General features: G+C 70.0%; 19 protein-coding genes. 4 read left to right on the top strand and 15 right to left on the bottom strand.

The annotated features are described in order from the left end of the window. Positions 1-62: 62 nt before the first annotated feature. Positions 63-869: a carbon-nitrogen family hydrolase gene (locus tag HNR15_RS00970; protein WP_179478371.1), complete on the bottom strand. Its 807-nt coding sequence runs from the start codon at positions 867-869 to the stop codon at positions 63-65. Then, positions 869-2,881: a cytochrome c oxidase assembly protein gene (locus HNR15_RS00965; protein ID WP_179478369.1), complete on the bottom strand. Its 2,013-nt coding sequence runs from the start codon at positions 2,879-2,881 to the stop codon at positions 869-871. The genes HNR15_RS00970 and HNR15_RS00965 overlap by 1 nt, the downstream gene beginning before the upstream one ends. A gap of 71 nt (positions 2,882-2,952) precedes the next feature. On the opposite strand from HNR15_RS00965, the gene HNR15_RS00960 reads away from it, so the two are divergent. The 4 genes from HNR15_RS00960 (at position 2,953) to HNR15_RS00945 (ending at position 9,167) form a co-directional block, all read left to right on the top strand. Further along, on the top strand, positions 2,953-3,840 hold the full coding sequence (locus HNR15_RS00960) for a maleylpyruvate isomerase family mycothiol-dependent enzyme (RefSeq protein ID WP_179478367.1): 888 nt from the start codon (positions 2,953-2,955) through the stop codon (positions 3,838-3,840). A 75-nt stretch (positions 3,841-3,915) separates the two neighbouring features. Further along, positions 3,916-4,422 (top strand): MarR family winged helix-turn-helix transcriptional regulator, encoded by a 507-nt coding sequence (locus HNR15_RS00955; protein WP_179478365.1) that lies wholly within the window; start codon positions 3,916-3,918, stop codon positions 4,420-4,422. Then, complete coding sequence (locus HNR15_RS00950; protein WP_343048353.1) at positions 4,419-6,227, top strand: MDR family MFS transporter; 1,809 nt, start codon at positions 4,419-4,421, stop codon at positions 6,225-6,227. The genes HNR15_RS00955 and HNR15_RS00950 overlap by 4 nt, the downstream gene beginning before the upstream one ends. Positions 6,228-6,332: 105 nt before the next feature. Next, complete coding sequence (locus HNR15_RS00945) at positions 6,333-9,167, top strand: FAD-binding and (Fe-S)-binding domain-containing protein (RefSeq protein ID WP_343048352.1); 2,835 nt, start codon at positions 6,333-6,335, stop codon at positions 9,165-9,167. Between the two features lie 55 nt (positions 9,168-9,222). Here the strand turns inward: HNR15_RS00945 and HNR15_RS00940 are convergent, their stop codons facing one another. From HNR15_RS00940 to HNR15_RS00880, 13 genes are all read right to left on the bottom strand, one after another. After that, the gene (locus HNR15_RS00940) at positions 9,223-10,632 is read right to left on the bottom strand and encodes a 2-oxo acid dehydrogenase subunit E2 (protein WP_179478361.1); all 1,410 of its coding nucleotides are present in this window, start codon (positions 10,630-10,632) and stop codon (positions 9,223-9,225) included. A gap of 19 nt (positions 10,633-10,651) precedes the next feature. Then, positions 10,652-11,641 carry an alpha-ketoacid dehydrogenase subunit beta gene (locus HNR15_RS00935; protein WP_179478359.1) on the bottom strand — a complete coding sequence of 330 codons (990 nt, stop codon included), beginning with the start codon at positions 11,639-11,641 and terminating at the stop codon, positions 10,652-10,654. Next, positions 11,641-12,822: a pyruvate dehydrogenase (acetyl-transferring) E1 component subunit alpha gene (gene pdhA / locus HNR15_RS00930; protein WP_343048597.1), complete on the bottom strand. Its 1,182-nt coding sequence runs from the start codon at positions 12,820-12,822 to the stop codon at positions 11,641-11,643. The genes HNR15_RS00935 and pdhA overlap by 1 nt, the downstream gene beginning before the upstream one ends. Positions 12,823-12,993: 171 nt before the next feature. Next, on the bottom strand, positions 12,994-14,196 hold the full coding sequence (locus tag HNR15_RS00925; protein ID WP_179478357.1) for an MFS transporter: 1,203 nt from the start codon (positions 14,194-14,196) through the stop codon (positions 12,994-12,996). A gap of 95 nt (positions 14,197-14,291) precedes the next feature. Beyond that, positions 14,292-15,389, bottom strand: coding sequence for a histidinol-phosphate transaminase (gene hisC, locus HNR15_RS00920; RefSeq protein ID WP_179478354.1), 1,098 nt, complete (start codon positions 15,387-15,389; stop codon positions 14,292-14,294). Then, complete coding sequence (locus tag HNR15_RS00915) at positions 15,386-15,898, bottom strand: YflT domain-containing protein (RefSeq protein WP_208050986.1); 513 nt, start codon at positions 15,896-15,898, stop codon at positions 15,386-15,388. The genes hisC and HNR15_RS00915 overlap by 4 nt, the downstream gene beginning before the upstream one ends. A gap of 62 nt (positions 15,899-15,960) precedes the next feature. Continuing rightward, entirely contained in the window at positions 15,961-16,983 is a 1,023-nt protein-coding gene (locus HNR15_RS00910; protein WP_179478352.1) for an NUDIX hydrolase, read from the bottom strand. 108 nt (positions 16,984-17,091) lie between these two features. Continuing rightward, positions 17,092-17,799 (bottom strand): hypothetical protein, encoded by a 708-nt coding sequence (locus HNR15_RS00905; protein WP_179478350.1) that lies wholly within the window; start codon positions 17,797-17,799, stop codon positions 17,092-17,094. Positions 17,800-17,837: 38 nt separating this feature from the next. After that, complete coding sequence (locus HNR15_RS00900; RefSeq protein ID WP_179478348.1) at positions 17,838-18,740, bottom strand: L,D-transpeptidase; 903 nt, start codon at positions 18,738-18,740, stop codon at positions 17,838-17,840. 80 nt (positions 18,741-18,820) lie between these two features. Continuing rightward, positions 18,821-19,300, bottom strand: a complete 480-nt coding sequence (locus HNR15_RS00895; RefSeq protein ID WP_179478346.1) for a hypothetical protein — start codon at positions 19,298-19,300, stop codon at positions 18,821-18,823. 5 nt (positions 19,301-19,305) lie between these two features. Then, positions 19,306-19,770 (bottom strand): hypothetical protein, encoded by a 465-nt coding sequence (locus HNR15_RS00890; protein WP_179478344.1) that lies wholly within the window; start codon positions 19,768-19,770, stop codon positions 19,306-19,308. Between the two features lie 154 nt (positions 19,771-19,924). Next, positions 19,925-21,901 carry a S53 family peptidase gene (locus tag HNR15_RS00885; RefSeq protein ID WP_179478342.1) on the bottom strand — a complete coding sequence of 659 codons (1,977 nt, stop codon included), beginning with the start codon at positions 21,899-21,901 and terminating at the stop codon, positions 19,925-19,927. Positions 21,902-22,080: 179 nt separating this feature from the next. Beyond that, positions 22,081-24,006, bottom strand: coding sequence for a protease pro-enzyme activation domain-containing protein (locus tag HNR15_RS00880; RefSeq protein WP_179478340.1), 1,926 nt, complete (start codon positions 24,004-24,006; stop codon positions 22,081-22,083). Between the last annotated feature and the right edge of the window lie 76 nt (positions 24,007-24,082).

The following is a 24,082-nucleotide window of genomic DNA, read 5'->3' as shown; positions in this document are numbered from 1 at the left end:
TGGCCGCAAACGCAAACCGGCAGCGTCGTCCGGCCGTGCCGGCGTTTGCAGGTTTGCGCCGCTCAGAGGCGGCGGTCGGCGAGGACCGGGAACGACTCGCGGACGTCCCGGACGGCCGACGGGTCGATCTCGACCGATAGCACCTGCTGCTCTTCGCCCGCCTCGGCGAGCACCTCACCACCCGGCGCGATGACGGCGGAGTGACCGCCCATCTGCGTCTTCGCGTGGGTGCCGGCGGTGTTGCAGGCCAGCACGAAGCACTGATCCTCGACGGCCCGTGCCCGCAGCAGCAGCCGCCACGCGTCCACCCGCGCCATCGGCCACGCGGCCGGGACGACGAACGCCTCAGCTCCCCGGTCCAGCAGCGCGCGGTACATCTCTGGGAAGCGGATGTCGTAACAGGTCGACAGGCCGACGGCGAGGGAGGACGATCCGGCCGGCACGTCGACCCGCACCAGCTCCGTCCCCGCGTCCATCAGCTTCGGCTCGCCGCCGGCGAAACCGAACCGGTGGATCTTGCGGTACGTCGCCACGAGGGTCCCGCTCGCGTCGTAGACGACCGAGGTGTTCCACAGGTCGTGGCCCTCTTCGCCGGTCTCACCGGACGCCGGCCGCTCCACGATCGACCCGCCATGCAGGAAGACGCCTGCGTCGCGCGCGGCGGCCGACAGTGCCGTGCCGATCGACCCGGTCACGTCCTGGGCGCGTGAGCTCCACTCCCGGTAGGAGAATCCGCCGGCACCCCACAGTTCCGGCAGCACCACCAGGTCGTGCCCGGCCTGCTCCCGGACCAACGCGACCACCCGCTCGACGCGCGCATCGAGGGTCTCGGCGTCGTCGTACGCAAGCTGGATCAGCGCGACCCGCATCAGGCCTGCTTCCCGCGGCCGGACCGCGCCGCCAGATAGTCGTTGTACGCGCGCAGCTCGGCATCGTCGTCGCGGTCGGCCTGCCGCGCCTGCCGCTCGCCCTCGGCGGTGTCCTTGCGGTACCACTCACCCGCGATCAGCATGGCCAGCATGAACGTCGGCACCTCACCGGCGCCCCACGCGATGGTGCCGCCGCGTTGCTGGTCGGTGATGGGACTGGGCACGTAGGACAGGTGCAGCAGCTGGAAGAAGTCGCCGCCCAGCAGGTCGTTGCCGGTCATCAGTGCCACTCCGAAGAACGCGTGGAACGCGATGGCGATCAACAGGATGCCCAGCCGGATCGGGGGCGCCCAGCGTCGCGGCCCGGGGTCGATCCCGACGAGCGCCCACGCGTACAGATACCCCGACGCCATGAAGTGCACCATCATCAGCAGGTGCCCGGTGTGGGTGGTGAGCGCCAGGTGGAAGAGCGGCGAGTAGTAGAAGACGATCAGCGACACGAAGACGAAGATCGCCGCGACGGCCGGATTCGCGATCACGGTGACCAGGCGTGAGTGCACGACGGAGAGGATGACCTCGCGCGGCCCAAGCGTCAGGTCGTGCCTCTTGGGCAGCGCCCGCAGGGCGAGGGTGACCACGCCGCCACGGACCAGCAGGATCGGCACCAGCATCGAGACCGTCATGTGCTCGAGCATGTGCACGGAGAACATCACCCGGCCGTACACCGCCGGGGCGCCGTCGACCATGTAGAGGAAGATCAGCCAGCCGGCACACCAGGAGATGGTGCGCAGCACGGGCCAGCGGTCGCCGCGTCGGGCCAGTCGCACGACCCAGCTCAGGTAGACGGCGATGGCGATCACCGAGACCGCGCTCAGCAGCCATTCGACGCGCCACAGGGTGAACCACGTCGCGACGTGCGGCGCCGCGGGCGCGAGATATCCGGTGAGGCTGTACGCCGTGTCGACTCGCCCGTGCACCTCGGCGACGGGCGGGGCCGATCGCGCGAGCGCCACACCGACGGCGACGGCTGCGCCCATCACGAGCGACTCGACGCCGGCCAGCCGCGCGAAGAGCGCGCGCCCGGGCGCATCGGCGCCGTCCAGGTGACCGATGACCCGCTGCCGGTGCAGCGCACCGAACGAGCCGAGCGCGAGCAGCAGCAGGACCTTGATCAGCACGAGCACGCCGTAGCGGGACGCCAGACCCGAGAAGGAACCGACCCGGATGACGGCGTTGAGCACGCCGGACACGGCGACCGCGCCGAAGCACCACAACGCGACCGTGGAGTAGCGGCGTACGACGTCGGCGGTGCCCTTGCCGAGCCGCCCCCACATCACCAGCAGCGCGAGCAGGCCGCCGACCCAGACGGTCACGGCCAGCAGGTGCACCAGCAGGGAGTCGACCGATGCCTCGTGATCGTCCGATCCGGCAGCGTGGCCGATCAGGGCCAGGGGGTAGAGCGCGACCAGCGCCATCCCGAAGAGCCACGCCATCCCGCGAGCGCCGGGCCCGGTGAACGCGAGCAGCGCGACGGCCGCCGCGATCAGCGCCGTGATCGCCGGCGCGCGCAGGATCTCCAGCTGCCAGATCGACGCCCACGCCTCGGATGCGAAGCCGGTGGCGCCGAGCCGGGTGCCGGAGACGTCAGCGAAGTTGAGGACGACGCTCGCCGCGCCGACGACCGCCCAGCCGGTCGCGGCCCACGCGGCATAGCGGGCCAGGGACTCCCGCCGTCGGGTGGTCGCGCCCTCCGGCACCAGGAACCCGCCGAGCAGCAGCGCCCCAACGGTGAGCGCGGCGGTCAGATCGCGTACGACGTTGAGCAGCGGGATGCCCCAGCGCACGACCGCGCCGGGGTCGCCGAGCTCCAAGGGGGACGCGGCGTGCGAGAAGAGGACGGCGAGCACGACGACCACGAGAGCGAAGGGGACGACGGCCCGGATCCACGTCGACCGGCGCGCACGCACGGGTGCCGCTGCGGTCGCAGGGCTCGTGCCGGTGTCGCTCGCCATGCACCCAGGGTAGGCAGTGATCATGGGCAGCGCCCCCGCGCACCGTCCGCGCTCCAAGTAGGTTGGTCGCCATGCAGACCCATCCCCAGCCTCCGGTAGAGCTTCCCGAGTTGGTCGATGCGTTCGCCGCCACCGGTCAGTCGATCCTCGACCTGGGGCTGACGTGTCACCCCGAGGACTTCGACAAGCCGACCGCTCTCCCGGGGTGGACCGTCAAGGACGTCTTCGCCCACGTCGCCGGCACCGAGCACCTGATGAACGGCGGTCAGGACCGCGAGGTCGAGGTGCTCGACTACGAGTGGATCCGCAACGACGCCGGTCGGTTCATGGAGCGGGCCGTCGAGGTGCGCCGCGGTCGTTCCGGCGGGGAGATCGTCAACGAGTGGCGCGACCTGTTGCCCAAGCGGATCGCGTCCTACCGCGACCCGACGCTGAACCCCGAGACCGTCATCCAGGGCCCGTTCGGGCCCATGGAGCTGACCGCCATGCTCCACCTGCGGCTGATCGACCTCTGGTGCCACGAGCAGGACCTGCGCGACGCGTTGCACTCGATGGGCAACCTGGACTCCGCGGGTGCCGCCGCCTTCACCAGCGACGTCCTCGCCGCTTTCCCCGCGCGGGCCGCTCGCCGAGCCGATCTCGAGGTCGGCAGCGTGGTCATCATCGAGTGCACCGGCCCGGTCATGGCGCGTCAGGGCATCCGCATCGTGGAGGGGTCCGACGGTCGGCCGTATGCCGAGTCGCTCTTCTCCGGCACCGCGCACGTGGACAAGGTCGATGACGAGACCGGCGAGATCATCCCCCTGCCGCTGGGCAAGATCACCACGATCCGGCTCAGCACCGAGTCGCTGACCCGCCGGGGTGCCGGACGCATCTCGACCGCGGATCTGCGCTACAGCGTCGAGGGCGACGAGGCCGCTGCGGCCCGCGTCCTCGACGTACTCACCATCACGCCCTGACAGAACGCCCCGTCGATTTGATAGATCGCGTGGCTATCCATATAGTTGTATGAGTCAAGCAACTATGGAGGGGATATGGCCGTCAGTCTCGAGGTGGCATCGCGGGTCGGTGAGGACCTGGTGCACCTGATGAAGGCGATGAGCGCACTGCGACACCACGTGCCGCGCCTGCATCCGGACGTCGAGACGTCCGCCTACCCGGTCATCTTCGCCGTGTCGACGGGCCCGCTGCGGGTGTCCGCGATCGCGGAGCGCGTGCACTCCGACGTGTCGACCGTCAGTCGCCAGGTCAGTCACCTGGTGCAGGCGGGGATCCTGGAGAAGGTGACCGACCCCGGCGACGGGCGTGCCTTCAACATCGCCCTTGCACCCGACGGCAAGCAGCTCCTGGAGGACATCCACGAGAGCAGGGGGCAGATGTTCGCCACCTTGATGGCCGACTGGTCCAGCCGTGAGGCCAAGGACTTCGACCTCGCACTGCGCCGCCTGCACGACGACCTCACCCGTACCTTCGCCAGCTCGAGCACCTGCACCACGACACCCCCGTCACACCCGTCAACCACCGGAAAGGAGTCGATGTGACTGCCCAGACCAGCGCGGCCAACGCGCCCGCAGCATCCGGCGGCCAGTATTCGCACGCACAGATCCTGCGGATCCTCGGCGGCCTGATGCTCGGCATGTTCCTGGCCGCACTCGACCAGACCATCGTCAGCACTGCCATCCGCACCATCGGCGACGACCTGCACGGCCTGTCCGTACAGGCCTGGGTCACCACCGCCTACCTGATCACCTCGACGATCACCACGCCGATCTACGGCAAGCTCGGCGACATGTACGGCCGTAAGAAGCTGTTCATGTTCGCGATCACCGTCTTCGTGATCGGTTCCGCCGCCTGTTCGTTCGCCACGTCGATGTACATGCTCGCCGCGTTCCGCGCGTTCCAGGGCCTCGGCGCCGGTGGCCTCTTCACCCTGGTGCTCGCGATCATCGGTGACCTCGTGCCGCCGCGTGAGCGCGCGAAGTACACCGGTTACTTCATGGCGACCTTCGCCACCTCCAGCGTCCTCGGCCCGGTCATCGGCGGTCTGTTCGCCGAGACCAGCTCGATCCTGTTCATCTCCGGCTGGCGCTGGGTCTTCCTGGTCAACGTGCCGATCGGCATCATCGCCCTCTTCGTCGTATGGCGCACGCTGCACCTGGACCACGTCCAGCGCAAGGCGCGCATCGACTGGTGGGGCGCGGTGGCGCTGGTCATCGGTCTGGTGCCCACGCTGACGGTCGCCGAGCAGGGCCGCACCTGGGGCTGGACCTCGGGGCGCTCCATCGCGGCATACGTCATCGCGGTCCTCGGCCTGGCGATGTTCATCCTCGTCGAGCGCGCGATGGCCGACGACGCGCTGATCCCGCTGCGCATCTTCAAGCTGCGCGCGGCCTCGGTCACGATCGTTGCCAGCATCATCGTCGGGATGGGCATGTTCGGCGGCATCACCGTGCTGCCGCTCTACTTCCAGATCGTGCACGGCGCATCGCCGATGACGTCCGGCTTCCTCATGCTGCCGATGGTGGCGGGCCTGATGATCGCCGCCATCATCTCCGGTCAGATCACTGCACGCACCGGGCGCATCCGGGAGTTCCCGATCTTCGGTACGGCGATCGCCACCGTGGGCCTGCTCCTGCTGTTCCTGTTCGTCGACGCGGACACCCCGGTCTGGCAGGTCATGGCCTTCATGTTCGTCTTCGGCTACGGCCTCGGTAACTGCATGCAGCCGCTGACGATCATCGTGCAGAACGCCGTGCCGGCGAAGGAGATCGGCGTGGCGACGTCCTCGGCAACGTTCTTCCGCCAGATGGGCGGCACGCTCGGAGTCGCGATCTTCCTGTCGATCCTCTTCAGCACGGTTGGCGACAAGATCACCTCGGCGATCAAGGCGGCACCGCCGAGCGTGCAGGGGCAGATCGCCCAGAACCGCAGCGTCGTGGCGCAGATCCAGAACGACTCCTCGGTCATCAACAAGCTGCCCGTGGACGCTCGCCACCCGTTCAAGGTCGGTTTCGCGGACTCCATCCACATCATCTTCATCGTGGCGGCCGCGGTTATGGTCGTGGGCTTCCTGGTCCTGCTGCTGATGCCGAAGGTGGAGTTGCGCGGTCAGTCGGCCGCCGATGCCGCCAAGGCCGAGGCGAGCGGCACGCAGCCGGCGCAGCAGCCGGAGCCGTCGGTGGCCGACCTGGTCGGTCCGCCGGCCCACGGGGCCACCGAGGACGAGCCGCCGCGTCACCGCGCGCCGGACGAGGCGCTGGCGACCGTGCCGGCTCACCCGGGCGACGAGCTGCCCAAGCACGCGTCCGTCGATGCGGACTACCACCCGAGGCACGTGCACGACTGATCCGCCTCGAGCGTCACCTCCCGAGTGCGCGTTCCGCAGAGCTTCGGCTCCGCGGAACGCGCACTCGGCGTTTGTGGGCGAGGTGCGGTGAGGGACGATGTGCCCGTGGACGAACTGGTGAGGCGACTGACGGCGGGCGGCATCGAGGCGCACGCGGACTCGCTCACCCGCTCGCTCTACACCACCGACGCGTCGCTCTACCGGATCGCACCGACCGCCGTCGCGTTCCCCCGGTCGACCGAGCAGGTCGAGCAGGCGTACGCCGTCGCGCGCGACCTCGGCGTACCCCTTACCACCCGTGGCGCCGGCACGTCGATCGCCGGCAACTCGATCGGCGCGGGGCTGGTGCTCGACTTCTCCCGGCACCTCGACCAGGTGCTGCACCTCGATCCCGAGGCCCGCACGGCTGTCGTCCAACCCGGGGTCGTGCAGGCCCGTCTGCAGGCCGCCGCCGCGACCCACGGATTGCGGTTCGGGCCCGACCCGTCGACGTCCACGCGGTGCACGATCGGCGGCATGCTCGGCAACAACGCCTGCGGCTCGCGGACCTTGGGCTACGGCCGCACCGTCGACAATGTCGTTGCCCTGAAAGGCTTCTGGGGCACCGGTGACCGTTTCGACCTCGCCTCGGGCACCCGCGCTTCGGGGCCGGTGGCGAAGCAGCTGACCGGGCTGGGGGCGGACAACCTCGAGCTGATCCGCACGTCGTTCGCGCGCTTCGGCCGTCAGGTGTCCGGCTACTCCATGGAGCACCTTCTGCCCGAGCGGGACGTCGACCTCACGCGCTTCCTGGTGGGCTCCGAGGGCACCCTCGCAATGCTGACCGAGGCGACCGTGCGGCTGGTACGCGACCCGGCTGTGCGCGTGATGATCGTGCTCGGCTACCCCGACATCACGGTCGCCGGCGATGCCACCCCGTCCGTGCTCCTTCACCGGCCGACGGCCTGCGAGGGCTTCGATCAACGACTGCTCGACGTGCTGCACAGCCGGGGCGGCACCTCACCGCCGCTGCCGCCCGGGCCCGCATGGCTCTTCACCGAGGTGTCCGGGGAGGACCGCGGCGAAGTCCTCGCCCGCGCCGAGGCCATGGTCGACGACGCCGGTCTCGGCGCACACTCCAGCCTGATCGTCACGGACCCGGCGCAGGCAGCGGCGCTGTGGCGGATCCGCGCGGACGGCGCCGGGCTCGCGGGCCGTTCGCCTGCCGGCAAGCCGGCGTGGCCCGGGTGGGAGGACGCCGCCGTCCCCCCGACGTCGCTCGGTGCCTATCTGCGAGACTTCGACGAGCTGGTCGTCGCGCACGGCCTCAGCAGCGCGCCGTACGGGCACTTCGGCGACGGCTGCATGCACGTGCGCCTCGACATCCCCCTCGACGCTCCTGACGGTCCGGCTCAGCTGCGGGAGTTCGTGGTGGACGCCGCGAAGCTCGTTGCGACGTATGGCGGTTCGCTCTCCGGCGAACACGGGGACGGGCGCGCGCGCAGTGAGCTGCTGCCGCTGATGTACTCCCCCGAGGTCATCGATCTCTTCGCCGCGGCCAAGCACGCGTGCGACCCGGACAACCTGCTCAACCCCGGTGTCCTGGTCGACCCCGCACCGCTCGACGCCGACCTGCGCTTCCCCGCGCGGAGGACCCCGACACCGCTGGCGTTCTCCTGGACCGCCGACGGCGGCGATTTCAGCCAGGCCGTGCACCGCTGCACGGGCGTCGGCAAGTGTCGCGCGGACAACACCGCGAGCGGCGGGGTGATGTGCCCGTCCTACCTCGCCACCCGCGAGGAGAAGGACTCGACCCGCGGCCGCGCAAGGGTGCTGCAGGAGATGCTCAACGGCTCCGTCGTCACCGGCGGCTGGCGCGCGCCCGAGGTGCACGACGCGCTCGACCTGTGCCTGTCGTGCAAGGGCTGCGCCTCGGACTGCCCGACCGGCATCGACATGGCGTCGTACAAGGCCGAGGTGCTGCACCAGTCCTACAAGGGGCGGCTGCGGCCCATCTCGCACTACGTGCTCGGCCAGCTACCGCGCTGGGTGCGCGCCGGAGCGCGGGCACCGAAGCTTGCGAACGCCCTTCTGCGCGCTGGCGATCGGGTGCCTTTCGCGAAGTCCGCGGTGGGCGTCGACGCTCGCCGGAGCATTCCGCAGGTCGCCGCCGACCCGTTCCGCAGCTGGGCACGCGAGCACGGACTGCGACCGTACGACGCCGCTCACGCCACCGGCGACGAGGTCGTCCTTCTCGTCGACACCTTCACCGACAGCTTCTCTCCGGCCATCGGCGCCGCCACGGTCGCGGTGCTCAGGGACGCCGGCTTCAGCCCGGCCCTGCCGACCGCCGCGGGCTGTTGCGGTCTGACCTGGATCTCCACGGGCCAGCTCGATGGCGCCCGCCGGCAGCTCGAACGCACCATCGCGGGCCTGGCTCCCGCCGCCAACGCCGGAGTGCCGATCGTCGGCATCGAGCCGTCCTGCACCGCGGTCCTGCGACACGACGCGGCCGAGCTGGTGCCCACCGACGACGCCCGCAAGGTGCGCGACGCGACCGTCACGCTGGCCGAGCTGCTCGCGCGTACGCCGGGCTGGTCACCGCCCTCGCTCGACGGGGTGCGGATCATCGCGCAGCCGCACTGCCACCACCATGCGGTGATGAGCTGGGCGGCCGACGCGGCGCTGCTGGAGCAAGCCGGCGCGCACGTGCAGCGGCTCGGCGGATGCTGCGGGCTGGCCGGCAACTTCGGTGTCGAGAAGGGCCACTACGACGTGTCGGTGGCGGTCGCCGAGCAGCAGCTGCTGCCCGCCGTACGCGCCGCGCAGCCCGGTGACGTCGTGCTCGCCGACGGTTTCTCCTGCCGCACCCAGCTCGACGATCTGCTCGGCAGGCTCCCCGGCGGCGCGTCGCGGGGCACGCACCTCGCGCAGCTCCTCGCGTCCCACCTGTCCGGATAGCGATCAGGGTCGCCGCGCGCTCTATACGGCGCGCGGCGACCCTGATCGTGGAGCGTCAGCCCCAGACGAGTGCCCGCGAGGGGTCCTGCAGCAGGGCCGCGACGTCGGACAGGAAGCGCGAACCGAGGTCGCCGTCGACCATCCGGTGGTCGAAGGACAGCGACAACTGGGTGACGTGCCGGGGCACGATCGTGTCGTTGCCGTCGGCGTCGGTGACCACCCAGGGCATCTTGCGGACGGCGCCGAAGCACAGGATCGCCGCCTCGCCCGGGTTGATGATCGGCGTGCCGTTGTCGACACCGAAGACCCCGACGTTCGTGATCGTGATCGTGCCGCCGGACATGTCGCCGGGAGGCGTACGCCCCTCGCGTGCCGTGGCGGTCAGCTCGCCGAGCGCCTGCGCGAGGTCGCGCATCGACATGGCATCGGCGTCCTTGATGTTCGGCACCACCAGTCCGCGCGGGGTCGCCGCGGCGATACCGAGGTTCACGTAGCGCTTCTGGACGATCTCGGCCGAGCCGTCCGGCTTCTGCGCCCACGAGGAGTTGATGCCCGGATTGCGTTTGACCGCAACACAGAGCGCCTTGGCGAGCACCGTGAGCGGAGTGACCTTCAGACCGGCGAACTCCCGGTCCGAGCGCAACCGGTCGACCAGCTCCATCGTCGCGGTCATGTCGATCGTGACGAACTCGGTGACGTGCGGGGCGGTGAACGCCGACGCCACCATCGCGTCGGCGGTGAACTTGCGCACGCCCTTCACCGGGATGCGCGTCTCACGCTCCTGCGAACTCGCGGACGCAACGACCGGCGCCGAATCACTCGCCGGCACAGCGCCGTTCGCCAGGTGCCGCTCGACGTCAGCGCGCGAGACGATGCCCGACTCGGCCGACGGGGCGACGGTCGACAGGTCCACGCCGTGGTCCTTCGCGAACTTGCGGACCGGCGGTTTCGCCAGCACCTTGCCGCCGGCAGCTGGTGGGGTCGCCGCGCGCTCCACAGGGCGCGCCCCGACCTCGGGGGCAGCGGGAGCAGGCGCAGGCGGCGCGGCCACCGCTGCAGGAGCCGGCGGTGCCGGGGCAGCCGCCGGTACGGCGCTCGCCCCCTTGCGGGCCCTCCGGGCGGTCTGCGCGGGCGCGGCGCCGTACCCCACCAGGTGCGGGGTGCGCTCCTCGGGCTCCTCCGCCGACGGCGTCGTCACCTCGGACGGCTCGCTGCTGGCGGCGCCGGCCACGTCGACGGTGATGATCGGGCTGCCGACCTCGACGGTCGCACCTTCGTCGACCAACAGCTGAGTGACCTTGCCGGCCCACGGGATCGGCAACTCCACCAACGATTTCGCCGTCTCGATCTCTACGACGATGTCGTTGGTCGACACCTCGTCGCCGACCTGCACCTTCCACGAGACGATGTCGGCCTCGACCAGTCCCTCACCCGGATCGGGGAGGTTGAACGTCTGCACAGCCACGAAGGCCCCTTCCAGCGGATCAGTAAGCGAGAGAACGGTCGACGGCCTCGAGGATGCGGTCGAGTCCCGGCAGGAACTCCTCCTCGAAGCGGCTCGGGGGATAGGGGATGTTGTACCCGCCGACCCGCAGCACGGGAGCCTCCAGGTGGTGGAAGCATTCCTGCTGGATGTGCGCCGCGATCTCCGAGCCGAGGCCCAGGAAGGTGCTGGCCTCGTGCACCACGATGGCGCGGCCGGTGCTCTTGACGGCCCGGTCGATGGTCTCGGTGTCGAGCGGGGACAGCGAGCGCAGGTCGACGACCTGCAGCGAGATCCCTTCCTGCGCAGCAGCATCCGCCACCTGCAGGCAGGTCTTGACGGTCGGGCCGTAGGCCAGCAGCGTGAGCTGAGTGCCGTCGCGCACGACGCGCGCGTCGTGCAGGCCGAGTCGCGACCCGGACTGCGGGTCGAGGTCGACCTCGGCGCGCTCGTGGTAGCGCCGCTTGGGCTCGTAGAACATCACCGGGTCATCGCTGGAGATGGCCTGCTGGATCATCCAGTAGGCGTCCGCCGGGTCCGAGCACGCGACGACCCGCAGGCCCGCGGTGTGCGCGAAGTAGGCCTCGTTGGACTCGCTGTGGTGCTCGACCGCGCCGATCCCGCCGCCGAACGGCACGCGGATGACGATGGGCAGCCGCAGCGCGCCGCGCGAGCGGGCGTGCATCTTGGCGAGCTGGCTGACGATCTGGTCGAACGCCGGGTAGATGAAGCCGTCGAACTGGATCTCCACGACCGGGCGGTAGCCGCGCATGGCCAGCCCGATCGCCGTACCGACGATGCCGGACTCGGCGAGCGGGGTGTCGACGACGCGGTCCTCGCCGAAGTCCTTCTGCAGGCCCTCGGTGATGCGGAAGACGCCGCCGAGCTTGCCGACGTCCTCACCCATGAGCAGCACCTTGGGGTCGGCCTCCATGGCCGCCCGCAACCCGGCGTTGATGCCCTTTGCCAGGGTCATCTTCTGCGCGGCCATCAGCGCGCCCCCTCCGTCTCGAAACCGGCCTGGTATTCCAGGAACTGCGCCTTCTCCCGTTCGACCACCGGATGCGGGTCGACGTAGATCTCGTCGAACATCCGCTCCTGGCTCGGCTCGGGCATGTTCTGGCAGGCGGTCCGCACGCGGACGGCGAGCTCGTCGGCCTCCCGGTCGACCGACGCGTAGAACGCGTCGTCGGCGTAGCCCTTCTGGCTGAGGAAGCCGCGCATCCGCTTGATCGGGTCCTTCTCGCGCCAGATATCGACCTCCGCGGCCGAGCGGTACTTGGTCGGGTCATCGGAGGTGGTGTGCGCGCCGAGGCGGTAGGTGAACGCCTCGATCAGCGTCGGGCCCTGTCCGGACCGGGCGTTGTCGAGCGCGGCCTTCGTCACGGCGTACACCGCGAGGACGTCGTTGCCGTCGACCCGGATGCCGGGGAAGCCGAACCCCTGCGCGCGCTGGTAGGGCGGCACACGGAACTGCTTGTAGTTCGGCTCGGAGATGGCCCACTGGTTGTTCTGCACGAAGATCACGAGCGGCGCGTTCGCGACGCCGGCGAAGACCAGGGACTCGTTGAAGTCGCCCTGCGCGGTGCCGCCGTCCCCGGTGAACGCCATGACCGCGGCGTCGCGCTCCTCGTCGCCGGTGCCGACGACCCCGTCGCGCTGCATGCCCATGGCGTAGCCGGTCGCGTGCAGCATCTGGTTGCCGATGACGATCGTGTAGAGGTGGTAGTTCAGCTCAGACGGCGACCACCCGCCGTTGTCCACTCCGCGAAAGAGCGCGAGCAGCTGCTCCGGCTCGATCCCACGGCACCAGGCGACGCCGTGCTCGCGGTAACCCGGGAAGGCGAAGTCCTGCGAGCGCATCGCGCGGCCGGCTCCGACCTGAGCGGCCTCCTGGCCGAGGAGCGAGGGCCACAGGCCGAGCTCGCCCTGGCGCTGCAGCGCGTGGCCCTCGGCGTCCAGGCGTCGTACGAGCACCAGGTCGCGGTACATCGAGCGACCGTCCTCGGGCGTGAGCGCCTCGACGATGTCTGCGTACGGGGTGTTGGCGGGCGTCCGCTCGAGACGGGTCCCCTCGCCGTCGACGAACTGGACCATGTCGGGTCCGCCGTCGGTGATGTCCTGCTGCGCCTGTGGCACCACGGTCTCGTGGTGCACGGCGACGTCCGGGATCTGGGTCACGCTCGCTCCTCTTCGCTCCGGCACGGTGGTGTCGGTGGTCGGTCGGCTCGTCACCACCGTCCAGGGTCGCCGTCCGGTGATGACGGCGCCACGCCGTTGTGGCGCCGGTCACAGGTGGAAGGCTACCCCCGGGTTCGACGCTCGCTCGCCACGGGCTGCGGGTCAGCGCAGCCGGCGGTTGAAGACGAATCCGAGCGCCGCGCCCAACCCTGCTGCCGCGACCGGGACGACGTACCCGGCGTGTCCGCCCGCGCTCTGCACGACGACCCCGCCGAGGGAGGATCCGGCGGCGATGCCGATGATCATGGCGGTGAAGACCATCCCCATCGACTCGGTCACCTGGTTGCCCGGCACGAGCGATCCGGCGAGTTTCATCGTCACGATCAGGGTGGGCGCGGTGGCCATCCCGGCCAGGGTGAGGCCCACGGCCAGCAGCGGGATGCTGTCGACGAAGAGCACCGGTGCCTCCAGCACACACATCGCCAGGGCCCCGATCCAGAGCGCGCGATGCGCGGGTACGGCGTCCTCGCGCGCCCCGTAGACGACGCCGGCCAGCGCCGACGCCAGTGCGTAGAGCGCGAGGATCAGGCCCGAGGCACCCTTGTGACCGAGCTCGGCGGCGGTGGCGATGGTGACGATCTCGTTGGCGCCGAAGATGCCGCCGATCATGAACGACACCGCGCACACCACCAGCACACCCGGGATGCGCAGCACCGACCTCGTGCTCTTGTGGGTGACTTGGTCGACCGGAGGCTCGGTGTCGGTGCGGGCCAGGAAGACGAGTGCACCGACAGCGAAGAAGAACGCGGCCGCGATGTAGCCGGCCTCGGGAAGCACGGTCGTCGCGAGCACCACCGCGATCGCCGGCCCTCCGACGAACGCCAGCTCGTCGATGACCTGCTCCAGCGACATCGCCGTGTGCAGCATGCCCGGCTGGTCGCCGAGCAGGTGCGACCAGCGCGCCCTGCTGAGGGTGCCCGTGGTGCCGACGACGGCGGACATCGCGTAGGTGACGAAGAGGGTCCACGCGGGCGCACCGGTGATCGAGACGGCGACCACTGCGACCGACCAGAGCGTCGACCACACCACCAGAGGCAGGGTCACCCGCCGCTGGCCGTAGCGGTCGACCAGACGGCCGATGATCGCCGCCGTGATTGCGAGCACCACCAGCGCACCCGCGGAGACCGCGCCGGCGAGCGAGTAGGACCCGGTCCGTGCGGACACCATCGCGACGACGGCGACACCGAACATCGCGCCGCCCAGACGCTCGATCGCCGAGCCGAAGAGGAACTGACGCGCGCCGGTCACCCGCAGCACGGCGGCGTAGCCGAGGCGGGGCTGATCGGACCGGTCGAGCACGGTCATCGTCCTACCCCTCTCGAGTGGCATACATATATTTCGGGTGCACCTGGTGCAGGTGCGCCACTCGGCACACTTCTATGCCACTCGGCGGAGCGGGCTCAGCGATTGCGGAACGCCGCCGCGACCTCGATCAGCCGGTCGTTCGCCGCACGCTCGGCGATCGTGGCGCGAACGCCGTCGCCGGCGAACGGTCGCACGGTCAGCCCGGCCTCGTCCGCCGCGGCGGCGAAGTCGAGAGTGTCCTCGCCGAGCGGCAGCCACACGAAGTTGGCCTGCGAGTCCGGGATCGTCCAGCCCTGCTCGGCGAGTGCGGCCACGACGCGGTCGCGTTCGGCGACGAGGTCGTCCACCCGCTCTTGCAGCTCGTGGCGCACGTCGAGGCTCGCGATCGCCGCGCGCTGGGCGATGTCGCTGACCCCGAACGGCGTCGCGGCCTTGCGCAGCGCCTCGGCGACGCGGGGCTGCGCCACGGCGTACCCGACCCGCAGTCCGGCGAGCCCGTACGCCTTGGAGAAGGTCCGCAGCACCGCGACGTTGGAGTGCCGGGCGAGGACGTCCAGCCCGCGCACCGCCGACTCGTCGCGGCCGAACTCCAGGTAGGCCTCGTCGACGACGACCAGGACGTCACGCGGCACCCGCGCCAGGAACTCCTCCAGCTCGGCGGCGCCGACCGCCGGCCCGGTGGGGTTGTTGGGCGTGCAGACCAGCACCAGCCGGGTGCGGTCGGTGATCGCGTCGGCCATCGCGGGCAGGTCGTGCCGGGCGTCGGCGTCGAGCGGCACCTGCACCGACACGGCGCCCGCGAGCGCGACCACGATCGGGTACGCCTCGAAGCTGCGCCAGGCGTAGACGACCTCGTCACCCGGGTCGCAGGTGATCTGCAGCAGCTGGGCGAGCACACCGACGCTGCCGGTGCCGGTGGCGATCTGGTCGGCCGAGACGTTCAGTTCCTGCGCGAGCCGGTCGGTGAGCGCGGTGACCGCCATGTCCGGGTAGCGGTTCATCTGGGTCGCCGCCTCCTGCACGACCTTCAGCACGGACGGCAGCGGCGGGTAGGGGTTCTCGTTGGAGCTGACCTTGTACGACGTCACATCGGCCCGTGCCGCCGCGGGCTTCCCGGGCCGGTACGCCGGGACCGCGTCGAGCGCCCGGCGCAGCGCGACGGTGTCGGACGCGCGCTCCTGCTCGACGGTCATGCCTGGGGCCGCTGCAGGCCGGCGTCGAGCTGGGACAGGAGGTCGCGTCCCTGCTCGGCGAACTTGTGCTCGACCAGCACCTCGTAGCGGGTGGCCACGATCGTGCTGACGGAGGTGAAGTCGCGCCGTCCCTGCGACATCGAGTAACCGACCGCGGCGTACACCAGACCGAAGAACGCACCGAAGAGGATGCCGCCGATGATCACGCCGAGCTTGTTGCTGCCGGCGTCGAAGAGGGAGAGCAGCAGACCGAAGAGCAGGCCGATCCAGGCGCCGGACGCGAGTCCGCTGGCGATGACCCGGCCCCAGGTGAGGCGGGCAGTCACCCGCTCGACCTGCTTCAGGTCGGTGCCGACGATCATGCAGTTCTCGACCGGGAACTCCCGGTCGGACAGGAAGTCCACCGCGCGCTGGGCGCCGAGGTAGTCGTCGTACACCCCGAGCGACTGCGGGTACTCCAGGGCCAGCAGCGACGCACGGGCTGCCTGCATCGGATTCTGATTGCTCATGCCGTCAGTCTCTCATCGAGTCCCGCGCCTGCCCACCCACATTCGGCCCGCGAAGACTGCGCTCACCAGGTCGGGTCGTGGGCGTTCTCCAGGTAGACGGCGCCGGTCCCGTCGTCGATCGCGCGCACCGACCGCTCGATCAGACGCGCGGTGTAGTCGGCGGTGTGCGCCCCGACGTCGGCGACGGCGCGCCAGTGCACGGCCTTGATCTCCCGCGGCTGCAGCGCCCCCGGCTCGGAGGTCACGCGCACGTCGAAGACGAAGAGCGTCGCGTCGTCCCACCCGCGCCACGGAGGCAGCCAGGTGACCGCGGCGAGCGAGCGCACGGTCCCGTCGAGCGACAACTCCTCGTGGACCTCGCGCAGCACGGCCGTGGCCGGGGACTCCGCCGGGTCGACCACGCCGCCGGGCAGATCCCAGAAGCGCTTGTAGGTCGGCTGGCACAGCAGCACCTCGCCCGCGTCGTTGCGGATCAAGGCCTGCGCGATCGCCCGCTTCATCGGCAGCGTCGTGTTGAGCACCCGCGCGAACGATCCCCATTCGCTCACGCTGGGGTCGGTGGCGAGCCGCGCGAAGATCACCTGATCGACCCGGCCGTCGGCGGTCGCCGCGGCCGCCCGGGCGGTGCCCTCCTTGAGCATCCCCGCGCGCGCCGCGATCCGCCCGGAGCCCAGGTCGTCCGCGGCGATCCGCGTCTCGATGCGCACCACGCCGAGATCGTCGAAGGCATGCCGCAGGAAGACCTGCACCGCCTGCGCGCCGAGCAGTTGGGCATCGGATTTGAAGAGCTGCCAGGACAACTCGGCCGTGTCGGCCCCGGTGGAGCGCAGCAGCATCCCGCCGACGACGTTGCCATCGACTTCGATGAGCACGCTGTTGAGCGACCGGTCGTCGTCGTAGCCCGCCTGCCAGCGGACGAGAGCCTCGGCCGCACCTGCGTCAGCGCTGCCACCGGCGTCCGAATCCGTCTCGAACCAGCCCGAGTCCAGTGCACCTCGGCGCAGCCCGGAGAGGTCGGCGTCGGTCCACGGGCGCAGCACCAGGGATCCGTCGCGCAGCGTCGGCTGGGGTGGGGGTGTCGGCATGGCAGCACTCTACGGCGGGCGCCGGCGACCCATCCGGGTACGACGAAGCCCCCGCCGCGCGATGCGTGCGGGGGCCTCGCCCGGGGCCGAAGCCTCAGGTGCGGTGCGTCAGCCGGTGACGGGCAGCGTGGTGGTGGTGGCCGTCGGGGTCGGCGGCTGAGTGGCCGTCGAGGTGCCGGTCGACGTCGGCGTGGAGGTGCCGGTCGACGTGCTCGTCGAGGTGGAGGTCGACGTGCCCGTCGACGTGGACGTCGGTGACGTGCTCGTCGAGGTCGAGGTCGAGGTCGAGGTGCTGGTGCTCGTCGACGTGGTGGTGGCAGCCGCACAGCCGCTCACACCGCCGATCTCGACGTACTGACCCGGCTGGTTCGGGCTGTAGTAGGCACCGACGGTGATGCTGCCCGCACTCGCGAGGAAGGTGACCGTGCCGACCGCGTTCGCGTTGCCCGTGAACTTGGCGGCCGAGACGGTGGTCTTCGCGGTGTAGGTGCCGGCGGCGCCCCCGCCCCTGACGACGACAGCCGGCTTGCCGTTGGTGCATCCGGTCGCGACACCGATGGTCGGGGTATTGAGCAACGGCATCGAATACGCGACGACCGAGACGCCGTCCTGCTCCTTCGCGGAGGCGACGAACTGCCCGTCAGGATCAGCGATGTTGCCGAATGCGAAGCCGTGCGAGGCGGTGTCGGTCGCGTACGCCACGCCGTAAACGGTCGCGGTCGCGGCGGAACTGGTCGCGCTGGTGATGATGAGACCGGCTGCGGCCGTGATGCCCACGGCAGCTGAGGCTCCAAAGAGCGCGGTATTGCGCTTCATCGAGTTTCCCTTCTCGGTGCTGAAAGTGCTTCTGAGTGTTAGGAGGCAGTGATGTCCACGGGTGTCCCCGTAGGCAACTTAGCGAACATTGAGAGCGCAGCGGCTGGAACGCGGACACAACCGTGAGAGATTTTCCCGATTCGACCCGCCGCTGTCGGCCACCCGTGTACGGCGACGGTCCCCGGACCTCCTCCGAAGGTGTCCAACGAGTCCGAATGCGCGCCCAACGCATAGATGACCGGCGAGAAGGTCTCGCTCGGATCCACGAATCCGGCCAGCAGGAACGTCTGTCCCACGGGCGTCGGGGTCGCGTCCTTCCCGTGGCCGACGGTCCACTCCCCCATCTGCGACGTGCCCTTCATGACGGTCATCCGTCCTGCGGCCAACGAGATGTGCACCCGCCAGTCGGTCTGCGCCGTCCGCATGCCGGCCGCCGGGATCCACGCGAGTGAACCGTTCGGGCGCGACGGCAGCCGCACCTGGTACCACCCCGACCGGCGGTCGACGATCGGCAGCCAGGTGTCCAGACCGAGCTGCGTTGCCGGTATGACGACCTTCGGGCTGCCACCGGGAGCATCGAAGCCCGCCTGAGCGTGCGCGATCCGGACGACGTTCCCGTCGCTGGTTGCGCCCGATGAGCTCGGCAGTCCGTGCACGGTGGTGAAGGTGGTGGATTGCGGCAGCGCGGCCAGTTGCGCGGCGCTGACCGGCGGCACCGGCACCACGGCGGACGAGGTAGTACCGGAGCTGGATCCGCCCGAACCCGACGACGAGCCGGAGGAAGGTGGCGTGGACGTCGCGGCATCCGGTCCGGAGCCGCCCCGCAGAGCGTGCACCCCGAGCACGACGAGTGCGAGCACCACGAATCCTGCGAGCACCCCTGCGACGCGCACACCCATGCGCTGGGCCGCCCCGCTGTCACGACCGAACCTGCCTGCCATCTGCCCCTCATCACGCCGCGGTCGCGGGAGCCCGCGACGCTGGGAATCCTAACCGCCGAACCTCCGGGGATCCGGTGTCGTCACTTGGTCCTGACAGAGTCGATCTGCGCCGAGGTCACGGAGAAGACGGTCGCGCTGCAGGTGCTCATCGCACCCTCGACCGGATGACCGACGATCGTCACCGTGGCGATCTGCTCGGCGCCGGGTGCGGAGCTGAGCGATGTACGACGGCCGAAGGAGTGCGCGACCGAGACCAGCTTGGCCGGCAGCCCCGGCCCGGCGAGCGCGTACCTCTTGCCGTCCGTCGTCCTGAATCCCACGCAGGTCAGACCGTCGCCGCTGACGGTGCCCCGCAACGTGACGTCGCCGGGCGAACTGTCGCGCGGTGAGGACCGCGGGGTGCTCGGGCGGGCGGGCGACGTGGCGGCACCCGAGGTCGGTGCGTTCGAGGTCGGAACGCCCGATGTGGAGGAGCTTCCCACGGACGCCGAGCCGCAGCCGGCCAGCAGGACGACGCCGAACGCGCCCAGTGCGATCGCGCGGGTCGTCGGCGTTGTCATCGCGCTCAACCGGTGGTGATCGAGTGGATGGTCGCCGAACTCACCACGAACGTGGTGCCCCCGCACGTGTTCATCAGCCCCGATGCGGTGTGGCCGACAACCGTGACCGTCGCTGTCTGCGGGGGCGAGGGCTGCGCGGTGATCGAGGTGCGGGATCCACCCGAGTGCGCCACGGTGTAGAGCTTCCCCGGCACAGCACCTGTGATCACGTACTGGTGCCCGTCGGTCGTGTGCAGCCGCACGCACGGCAGGCGGTCGCCGCTGACCGTGCCGGTGAGGGTGACGTCCTTGGCCGTCGGTGATCCGCCGGCCGTGGGCGAGGATGTCGCATTCGACGATGTCGAGGATGGTGCCGACGAGGATGTGGTCGTCGTGGAGCCGCCCGGTGCGTTCGCGGATCCGCACCCCGCGAGGACGCCGGCGGTCAGGGCGATGGCAGCTGCGCAGGGCAGTGCGCGGAACGAATTCATGAAGCTCCTTCGTGGACGGCCCACCCGTGACCTGCCGGTCATCGCCGGCCGCCCTCATTCACTACGACGATCCGCGCCGCCGCCGGGTTGGGTGGGGACGCGGAAAGGGCCCGCGAGTAGTTACTCGCGGGCCCCTCCCAGATGGATCAGTGGGTCACTTGAAGGCCTTGATGAAGTTCAGGCCGTTCAACTCACCGACGCCGGTGACATTGTCCCAACCCTTGGCCGTCACCAGGTTCTCCTGGCGACCGAGAGAGTTGATCGGGTGACCGTCCAGGCTGATGATCACGCCTGCCGGGTACTTGGTGCTGGGGAGGAAGGCGCCGGTGGTGTTGACGCCGTTCAGGTCCCGCAGTGCCGACGTGCCGAGCAGGGCGTACAGCCGCGGCGCGGCGTTGCCGATCGAGACCTTGTTGTAGGCCTTGGCGAGTGCGACCGTCGCAGCCACCATCGGCGAGGCCAGGCTGGTGCCTCCGTAGGTGTCGTACTCCTGGACGCCGGGGCCCGTGGGGACACCGTTCGACTCCGGGTACGCCGTGTCGCGCACCGTGAAGCCGGTGTACGGGTTGGCGAGCCCGGCGACGTCGGGCACGGCACGCATCGTGGTGGAGGTCGTGACCTTGCCCTTCTGCCACGTCGGGATCGTCGAGACCTGGCTGACGCCGCCACCGGCACCGTCGACCGGGAAGTTGATACGGGTCTTGGCCGTCGAGCTCAGGCTCTTCTGCTGGTAGTAGGCGTCCTCCCAGCCGACGTCGGCGACCAGCGAACCGGCAGCGGACAGGCCGACCGATGAACCACCGACCGCAGTGGTGTAGGTGCTGGAGGCCGGGTAGCCGATGTGCGGCTTGTTGTCCGGGTTGCCGCCCGCACCGAGGTCGTTGCCGGCAGCGTCGGAGTTGTCGCCGCTGTCACCACTGGAGGCGAAGGTGCTGATGCCGGTCAGGTTGGCCTGCTGCAGCGGACGGTCCCAGGCGGCCTTGTCGGCGGCGGTCAGACCCTGGTCGTAGGCCTCACCGAACGACATCGAGATCGTGGAGACCTTGTGGTCGTTGACCATCTTCGACAGCTCGGAGGTGAGGTCCGCGTCCTGGCAGCTCTTGGCGCCGTAGTAGTAGATGGGCGAGTTCGGCGACACCGAGTGCGAGGACTGCACGTCGATCGACTGCTCGGATCCGGCGCCGTACGGGTCGCACCCGGGCTGGGTGGCCAGGATCTGCGCATTGGTCGCTGCCGGGTATGCGGTGTAACTCTTCAGCGCCGGGTACTTGGCCGCTGCCATGTAGGTGTTGGTCTCCGACAGCATGTTGGGGTCGTTGCCCCAGAGCAGCAGCCCGATGGACGGAGCATTCGTCTGCACGGCGGTCGTCATGCCCTGGATCTTGGCCAGGTCCTGCGGCACGTAACCACAGATGAGGTTGGACTCCTTGGCGTAGACCTGCGCCGACGGCTGCAGGTGGTCGCCCCAGTGCGTGGCGCAGTCGGTGCTGCCATCGGTGGCGGTCGCCGAGATGCGCCCGCGGGGGCCGCCCGACACCTTGCTGCTGGGAGTGCGGTTGATGGTCTTCCGCGACGACCCGGCCAGGTGGGCGTTGTCGACCTTCGCCATGCGCAGGGTGCTCAGACCGGCGACGCCGCTCAGACCGATCGACCGGTCGACGACCGGCGTACCGATCGCGGCGACCCCGGACACGCCGTGGGCGCTGGCCCGACGGACGGTGACGCCGAAGGCACTGCTCACGTGCGAAGCGGTGGTGTGGACCATGACCTGGCCGCCTGCGGCATCGACCTGGTCCACGACCATGCCATGCGACTTGGCGAACGACGTGACGTGTGCGAGCTGCGCCGCGGTGGGTGCGAAGAGCGCGCGATAACGAGCGGTGCTGACCACGGCGCCGGCGGCGGTCATCCGTGCCATCAGGGCCGCGTTGCGCTGCGGCAGCTGCAAGGTCAGTGACATCGGGGTCGCACCAGGGGCGTTCGCGCCGAGGCGAAGTCCGCTGGTCGAAACCGAGGAGTTGGAGAGCGTGGTCTTCGCTCCGTTGGGTGTGGCGGCCAGAGCTGCCGCGGCGGGCACCACGGAGGCTGTCGTGAGGACTGCGGTGACCGCGGCCAGACTGCGACGTTTCATTTGCCTGTCACTTCTCCTAATCGGGACTGTTATGACGGAAAGCAGCGAGCTCGTGCGGCCGAACACCTAAGGCCTACCCGACCCCTACCCCTCACTCGCGGCTGCGCGAGTCACACAATAACCACGGAAGTGGGCTCGCGGTGGGCGTCGCTCCTAACCCATCCGAGAAGATCTCCCATTCAGCGGAACGCGGCGATGAAGCTCATCCCGTTCGGCTCTCCGACCCCGGTGACCGGATCCCAGCCCGCCTTGGTGACCAGATTCTGCGGCTTGCCGTCGAGGACGACGAGTTCCTCGCCGTAAGAGGGGGACTCGTAGTAGACCCCCGCCGAGCTCGGAGCGTTGACGTCCAGCAGCGCCGAGGTGCCGAGCATCGCGTAGAGCCTCGGTGTCGCCAGGCCGACGGCAACGTTGTTGTACGCCTTGGCGAGCGCCACGATCGCCGCGACGATCGGCGTCGCGAGGCTTGTGCCGCCGTACGTGTCGTACTCCTCCACGCCCACGCCGGTGGGCACGCCGTTCGCGTTCTCGGTGTAGTAGGTGTCGCGGATCTGATAGCCGGTGTAGGGGTCGGCGAGAGCCGCGACGTCGGGGACCACGCGGTGCGTCGTCGAACCGGAGACCACGCCTTTCTGCCACGTCGGGATGGTCGACACCGAGCTCACGCCCCCTCCGGAGCCGTAGATCTCGTGGTTCGGGACCACGGAGGTGGGTACGGCGGTGGGGCTCGGCTGCGTGAGGAACTGATCCTCCCACCCGGCTGTCACCGCGCGAGTTCCGTTCTGGTAGTAGCCGATCGAGGTACCGCCGACTGCCGTGACGTAGGCGCTGCTCGCCGGGTAGCCGACGTGCGGGGCGGCATCGGTGGTCTGCGTGGAGTTGTCGCCGTCGTCGCCGCTGGCAGCGAAGGTGCTGATGCCGGTGAGGGATGCCTGCTGGAGCGCGCGGTCGTATGCCGCTCGGTCCGCGGGCATCAGGCTGCCCGCGTCGTCCTGGTACCCACCGAACGACATCGAGATGGTCGAGACCTTGTGCTGGTCGACCATGAGCTGCAGCTCCGTCGACAAGTCGTTGTCGTAGCAGCTCTTCGCGCCGTAGTAGTAGATGGGTGAGTTGGGCGAGATCGCGTGCGAGGACTGCACGTCCAGTGCGGTCTCACCGCCGGCGTTGTAGGGGTCGCAGTCGTCGTGGCGGGCCTGGACCTGGGCGTTGCTGGCCGCGACGTTCGTGACGTAGGTCTTCAGCTGCGGGTATCCGTACGCGCTCATGTACCTGTTGGTCTGCGCGAGCATGGCCGGTTCGTTGCCCCAGAGCAGCAGCCCGATGGCCGGCGCCTTGGACTGTGCGGCCTGCACGCCGTACATCGTGGACAGGTCGGCGGGCAGGTAGCCGCACAGGTAGTTGGACTCGAGCGCGAACTTCTGGCCCGACGCGCTCGGATAGAGGTGGCTGCCCCAGTACGTCGCACACGCCTTGGATCCGTCCGAGACGGCCTTCGGCGCGACCCGGCCGCTCGTGGAAGCGGCCGATCGGGCGTGGGTCGGGAGCTTGATGTGGGTCGTGTGCGCCCGGCCGAGAGCGTTCAAGCCCGCTATCCCGCTCAGTCCCAGTGAATTCGGCACTGTCGGATTGCTGGTGACCGCGAGCCCGCGGCGGGTGCCGAGGGATGCGGAGTGCACGCGCACGCCGAACGCCGAGTCGACCCGTCCGACGCTCGCCTCGACCATGACCTGGCCGGAGTTGCGACTGACGGACGTGACGGTGAAGCCACGACCGGTCGCCCATGACCGCACCCGGGCGATCGAGGCGGCGGACGGCGCCACCAGGGCCGCATACCGCGCCTGGCTCAACACGGTGCCGCGGGCGATGAGGCGGTCTGCCAGCGCCTGGTTGCGCAGGGGCAGCTGCAGCGTGAGCGACATCGGCGTCGCATCGGGCGCCGGACTGCCGAAGTGCACACGGGCACCGGAGGCGCCACCGATCACACCGGAGTCGACCAGCACCGTGCGGCCGGCGGACGGAGCGCTCGCACCGGCGGTGACGCCGGGCGTCAGGGCCACCGCGGTGACGAATGCGGTGGCGGCGGCGAGGTGCACACGATTCACGGCGGGACTGCCCTTCACGAGGGGTGCGGAAACGGCGGGCGGGTCTGAGAACCAACGGCACCCACCGCGCGTGACT

It is taken from the genome of Allobranchiibius huperziae (assembly GCF_013410455.1).
Lineage (GTDB): Bacteria > Actinomycetota > Actinomycetes > Actinomycetales > Dermatophilaceae > Allobranchiibius > Allobranchiibius huperziae.
The sequence above is the reverse complement of the archived record's forward strand: the minus strand, read 5'-3'. Positions and strand labels throughout refer to the sequence as shown.

Bases quoted from the DNA above. Each gene is read 5' to 3' on its own strand.
- HNR15_RS00970 (WP_179478371.1), bottom strand. From the start codon at position 869: ATGCGGGTCGCGCTGATCCAGCTTGCGTACGACGACGCCGAGACCCTC.
- HNR15_RS00965 (WP_179478369.1), bottom strand. From the start codon at position 2,881: ATGGCGAGCGACACCGGCACGAGCCCTGCGACCGCAGCGGCACCCGTG.
- HNR15_RS00960 (WP_179478367.1), top strand. From the start codon at position 2,953: ATGCAGACCCATCCCCAGCCTCCGGTAGAGCTTCCCGAGTTGGTCGAT.
- HNR15_RS00955 (WP_179478365.1), top strand. From the start codon at position 3,916: ATGGCCGTCAGTCTCGAGGTGGCATCGCGGGTCGGTGAGGACCTGGTG.
- HNR15_RS00935 (WP_179478359.1), bottom strand. From the start codon at position 11,641: ATGGCCGCGCAGAAGATGACCCTGGCAAAGGGCATCAACGCCGGGTTG.
- HNR15_RS00925 (WP_179478357.1), bottom strand. From the start codon at position 14,196: ATGACCGTGCTCGACCGGTCCGATCAGCCCCGCCTCGGCTACGCCGCC.
- hisC (WP_179478354.1), bottom strand. From the start codon at position 15,389: ATGACCGTCGAGCAGGAGCGCGCGTCCGACACCGTCGCGCTGCGCCGG.
- HNR15_RS00915 (WP_208050986.1), bottom strand. From the start codon at position 15,898: ATGAGCAATCAGAATCCGATGCAGGCAGCCCGTGCGTCGCTGCTGGCC.
- HNR15_RS00910 (WP_179478352.1), bottom strand. From the start codon at position 16,983: ATGCCGACACCCCCACCCCAGCCGACGCTGCGCGACGGATCCCTGGTG.
- HNR15_RS00905 (WP_179478350.1), bottom strand. From the start codon at position 17,799: ATGAAGCGCAATACCGCGCTCTTTGGAGCCTCAGCTGCCGTGGGCATC.
- HNR15_RS00900 (WP_179478348.1), bottom strand. From the start codon at position 18,740: ATGGCAGGCAGGTTCGGTCGTGACAGCGGGGCGGCCCAGCGCATGGGT.
- HNR15_RS00895 (WP_179478346.1), bottom strand. From the start codon at position 19,300: ATGACAACGCCGACGACCCGCGCGATCGCACTGGGCGCGTTCGGCGTC.
- HNR15_RS00890 (WP_179478344.1), bottom strand. From the start codon at position 19,770: ATGAATTCGTTCCGCGCACTGCCCTGCGCAGCTGCCATCGCCCTGACC.
- HNR15_RS00885 (WP_179478342.1), bottom strand. From the start codon at position 21,901: ATGAAACGTCGCAGTCTGGCCGCGGTCACCGCAGTCCTCACGACAGCC.